The organism is Bacillus thuringiensis (assembly GCF_001182785.1).
Lineage (GTDB): Bacteria > Bacillota > Bacilli > Bacillales > Bacillaceae_G > Bacillus_A > Bacillus_A thuringiensis_S.
This window is the reverse complement of record NZ_CP012106.1, coordinates 1-4669: the sequence shown is the minus strand read 5'-3', so window position 1 is coordinate 4669 and position 4669 is coordinate 1. Positions and strand designations below refer to the sequence as shown.

Here is a 4669-nt window from a genome sequence, read left to right as displayed (position 1 = left end):
CGATTTTTCCGACATGTCCTGATTTATCCCCCCAACTCCGTCGGGGGGATAAATCGAACATGTCGGCTTCGACCAATCAGCCCGAGCCACCCCGCCGCACCTTGAGTATGAGATACATCACACTGTTTCGACTGGTGACGGCTGCACCCATCGTGTAGAGTTGTTTTGTCAGCGAGGGAAAGTCCCCGAAGACAAAGACCGAAAGGAAAACACAATGGGTAAGAAGGACGGAAAGCCCGAGCCGACCGACGTTGGTAGCAACATGCGGATTAAGGTCTCGAAGGAGACGGCAAAGAAGATTCAGGGCGACAAGAAGAAGTAAGAACTAAAGAGCGCTAAGAAAGGGAGGGTGAATATTCACCCTCCCTTTCTTAGCGCCGGCTCGGAAAAATCCGCGGGATTTTTCCGACATGTCCTGATTTATCCCCCCAACAAGTTGAGGGGATAAATCGAACATGTCTCTGTTTCCGTTTGGTCGTGTGTATCGAAAACGATACACACGACTCTATCTAATCTTTTTTGGTTTCCCCTTGTTTTTGGGTTGGTGGTTGGCTGGGGTGAAGCGTAGCGAGGGGCTAGCCCCTTAGAACTTAACGTGACTAAATATGGAGTAAGGTTATTGCTTTGAACGATAGCTTTAGCGGTTTGGCGAGTATAATGCTAATTCCAAGTCGAACAGCTCAATTTCCCGTTTTTGGTCTGTTCGGCTTGGCAACAAGTCTATCCTCGCCAAAAAAAGTTTTGCAAGGATAAAGCGGAGCGAAAAAGGTGGAGATTTTTGAGTCGTTTTTTACTCAAAAATACTACCTGTTCCTTGCGGAACTTTTAGCCCTTATATATAGAGTGAGAAGAGAGAGACTTTAAAAAGTATAAAAAAACCATATATATCAAGGGTTTCGAGATTTTTCGTGTGTCACCATTTGGTGACACTTGTGTCACCAAATGGTGACACACGAAATAAAAAAAAGAGCCAAATATGGCTCCAATTTTTAAAATAATTTATTGGGTAAATCTTTTAATACTTTCATTTTCATTGCTTTAAAAAACATTATTTGTAAATGTTCTGGCACATTATCTTTATCACCAGCAAAGATAATATGAGGGTTAACAAACAAGCAAGATGCTTTTGCATTATTCCCCTCTATACCACTTTCACCTTTAAATAAAACACCTTTTTTCACTAGTTCAGTAACTAAAGTACTTATTTTTTGCCTTGCTCTATTTAATTCATTAGCAATTTCTGAAATATTCATTGGAACAGGATTTTTTTCTTTTATATCAAAAACAATAGAGTTACTTTGGAAAGAAATATAGGGAGTGATATCTATCAGAAATCCTTTTTCACTCAAAGTTAAATATTCTTGTTTACTTAAAAACTTCATGTTTTCTTGCATAAATTGAGCAAACCTCACTTTCGATTGTGGTGAGCGTTTAGTCCCTATGTAAATTTCTTTACCTCCAGTAGCCTTGCTTAAAATCTTAAGTGCTTCATCTACTTCATTCTGATCTACACCATTATGTTCTTCAGTAAATTGTTGTCTTTCAATCTCTAAATCTCGTTGTTTTGCTTTTTGTTCAGCTTGTCCAAAATCAATAATTTTTTTTGTCATAACTAAGTTAATTCCTCCTCTAGTTTAGGGGAATCAACAAAAACACCTATTTTTTGCTATTTGATTATCAGTCAAATTATGATAGTCTATAACCAGATGAATATTTTTTGGTATTTTTGCTGAAATACCCTTGTAAACGAGTCATGTTACCGCATGGCTCGTTTTTTATTCTAGCACACATCCTATCTCGTATGTCCTCGACTCTTAGATTTTTTCTTCGGCGCTTTTGATTGCTCTGACAGCCCTTTTAAGCCTTCTTGAGAGAATTTCTTCTCTTTACCTAATAATTTATCTAGAATCCCTTTTAAAAGCCCTATAAAGCCCTCTAAACGCTTCTCAGGTATTGTCTTATCCCTTTTGTTCTTCTCTAACACAGAAAGCCAGTGTTCGCCTTCTTCTAGATTTCTAGGCTCATGTCCCTTTTCAAGCTTAAACAAAATCCAACGACCTTCTCTTTCAGTTTCACCAATCTCTAAATCTCTGTTCATATCTTGCAACATACTTTGATAGATAATAGCGTTTCTTTGTTCTTCTCTAAGCTTGTCTACTTCTTTTTCCAGCAAACTAAATTGCATTACGGCATTATCAGCTCGCTGATCAGCAAGCTGAACACGAGTTTCTAAATCCTCAATTTTCGCATCTGATAAATCTTTTACTTTATCCAATTGGTATTTTGTTTTTACACTCGAGATTGCTAAATTTTTCAGTTTATCATACTCATTAGTGGGCAAAGAAACCTTATCACCAAACATAGCTTTTTTTGCTGAAGCTTCGATGTTCTCCAAAACTTTTTTAGGTTCTTTATAAACTTTCACTTCTGCGGTCATTTCTGTAATCATTTCTTCTTTTTGTCTTTTGATTTCTTCAGAATGCTTTTTCAAATCTTTAACAGTATCAACACCAATTGTTTTATCGTTTAGAATGCCTTCTTTGTAGATATGAGGAATCTCTCGTTTTAAAAATTTATCTAAATCTTGATGAAATGTTTTTAACTCTTTACGAGTTAATATATCATTTGCACAAACCTTTTCCCGTTGTTTTTTCTCATCCCAGACAACAGGCATAAAAGCAAAATGCATATGTGGTGTTGTTTCATCGTTATGAACATTGGCGGACAAAACATTTTTTTCTCCGCCATAGCGGTTACTTAAAAATTCATATGTTTTCTCGAAAAATTCACGTTGTTCTTTTTCGGAAATACTCTTCAAATTCTCAGGTAAAGTTACAACCCAATCTGCACAAACTTTTACATCTTTTCGATTCATACAATGCACTTCACCTAGCCGATCTTTCATGCGAGAAAGTGTATCTCCTTCTTTTTCGCACAAATCATAATTCAAGTGTGAACGTTCATTATCAATATCTGGATTCGAATGATTTTCTGTTTTTCTGTCCCAATGATTTGATAATCCTTGTACATTTCCTTTTGCATATTTTTCTACATGAGCCATGCCAAAGCACCCCCGTTTCGTACCACCAGTTTACCATGGATATAGTGGAGGGAAAATATTTTGCCCTAGCACGTTATGGCAAAATTCTTTGCCCCGTGCTCTGCGAGGCTTTTCGGCTTCGCCGAGCCATGCCGCTGCATGGCAAAATCCCTCAAGCCAAAAGGCTTTTTTTTCATCAAGGTACGGGTAGTATTTTTTGAGAAAACCACTCAAAAAATCTCCACCCTTTTCCCCTTGATAAAAAAAATTTTGGCGGTATTGGCATGGTGCCAAGTCGACCATACCTAAAACAAAGTTTTAGGTTGGTCGACTTGCACATGCCATTGTACCGCCAAAACCGCCAATGCATCCGATCCATCAAAGTGGATCTCTATCCAAATTCATTTACGCTATAAGGGGCTAGCCCCTCTTGGCTCTCGCCAATTCACCCCAGCCTTCATCACTCCACCCTAAAACAAAGGGTGAAAAATCATTTCTACTCTGGATAATATTTCTGTCTTAATGGACTTAGTTCTTCACCTAATTTTTCTACATCTGGTTTCCAGAACAACGAAACAATTTTTACTTGTTTTAACGGAATCAATCTTTCAGCTTTTATCAATTGGTTTAATCTAGAACGACTTATATCTAGTAACTCTAGTACCTCCGAAGACGTCAAAATATATTCATCTACAAATTGTTTAGCTTCTTCTTTTGTTTGGAATTCACTCATTATTTTTCACCTACTTTTCTAATCGTTTTTTTATCATTTCTGTAATCATATTGAATAGCGTTGCCAGTACATAAAATACAGTTGCGCCCATTAAAACATAATCTGATTTTGTTAGGTTGTTCCAATCAATAACAAATACAAAAACTAATATTAAAAACAAAACAGATGTAACAGGACTATTCATAAATCTCTCCAGTTTTTTCATGTGCTGAATGGATTGGGTATTGTGATATAATTGAATTGGAATAAGAGGGAGGTTGCACCCTCCCCCTTTTCCTTATCGTCTTGTTGTTCGTTTACTTTTTGGTAGATTGTGACGAACAACAGGTCTTTTATTTTGTTTCGGTTCTTTCTTCGCTTTTCTTTTCTCTTTCATCGTTTGAACTTTTTCTACTATGTCTAAGATATTTTTGATTGCTGTTGTAACAGGTACTAGTGATACCGATACAGTTGCAATTGTCGCTAAAACATTTACCCAATCCATTTTATCGCCTCCTTTCTATATATTTATTATATCAAATCTCTCTACAAGTGTAAAGGGATATTAGTAAAAAAACTATAATTTTTGCTACAGATGAAAAATAGAAACAACAAAAAAACCATATCATTTTTGATACGGTTTTTTTGTTGACCCCAAGTCGATGCGTTTCAATCCACGCACTGACAAGAGATGCGACGTTTGTACGGCTTGGCGACATACCAACCCCCGCCATTTCAATCCACGCACCTACAAAAGGTGCGACATGTCCTTGCAAAATGTCTTCGCCAGAATAAGAGGAAAACCTCTCACTTAAAAATCTTAAAGCCAAAAAAAGACTCCTAAATTAGAAGTCTTTTTTTATTGGCTCGGGCTGATCGCCCGAAGCTAAGGAAAAATCGGGATATGTCCCATATCC

Annotated in this window: 7 protein-coding genes; all 7 read right to left on the bottom strand. The window is 37.1% G+C overall.

The genetic code is table 11. From position 1 onward, the window contains the following. Window positions 1–989: 989 nt before the first annotated feature. A complete protein-coding gene (locus AC241_RS32345; RefSeq protein WP_050845806.1) occupies window positions 990–1610 on the bottom strand; it encodes a helix-turn-helix domain-containing protein in 621 nt (206 codons plus the stop codon). A 182-nt stretch (window positions 1611–1792) separates the two neighbouring features. After that, entirely contained in the window at window positions 1793–3061 is a 1269-nt protein-coding gene (gene mobV, locus AC241_RS32340) for a MobV family relaxase (RefSeq protein ID WP_050845805.1), read from the bottom strand. Window positions 3062–3091: 30 nt separating this feature from the next. After that, a complete protein-coding gene (locus AC241_RS35095; RefSeq protein WP_196303461.1) occupies window positions 3092–3343 on the bottom strand; it encodes a hypothetical protein in 252 nt (83 codons plus the stop codon). 193 nt (window positions 3344–3536) lie between these two features. Further along, complete coding sequence (locus tag AC241_RS32330) at window positions 3537–3773, bottom strand: DNA-binding protein (protein ID WP_050845803.1); 237 nt, start codon at window positions 3771–3773, stop codon at window positions 3537–3539. A 10-nt stretch (window positions 3774–3783) separates the two neighbouring features. Continuing rightward, window positions 3784–3957: a hypothetical protein gene (locus AC241_RS32325; protein ID WP_230690673.1), complete on the bottom strand. Its 174-nt coding sequence runs from the start codon at window positions 3955–3957 to the stop codon at window positions 3784–3786. Between the two features lie 93 nt (window positions 3958–4050). Continuing rightward, window positions 4051–4257 (bottom strand): hypothetical protein, encoded by a 207-nt coding sequence (locus tag AC241_RS32320; protein WP_050845801.1) that lies wholly within the window; start codon window positions 4255–4257, stop codon window positions 4051–4053. A gap of 31 nt (window positions 4258–4288) precedes the next feature. Continuing rightward, window positions 4289–4582, bottom strand: coding sequence for a hypothetical protein (locus tag AC241_RS32315; protein ID WP_050845800.1), 294 nt, complete (start codon window positions 4580–4582; stop codon window positions 4289–4291). Window positions 4583–4669: the final 87 nt, after the last annotated feature.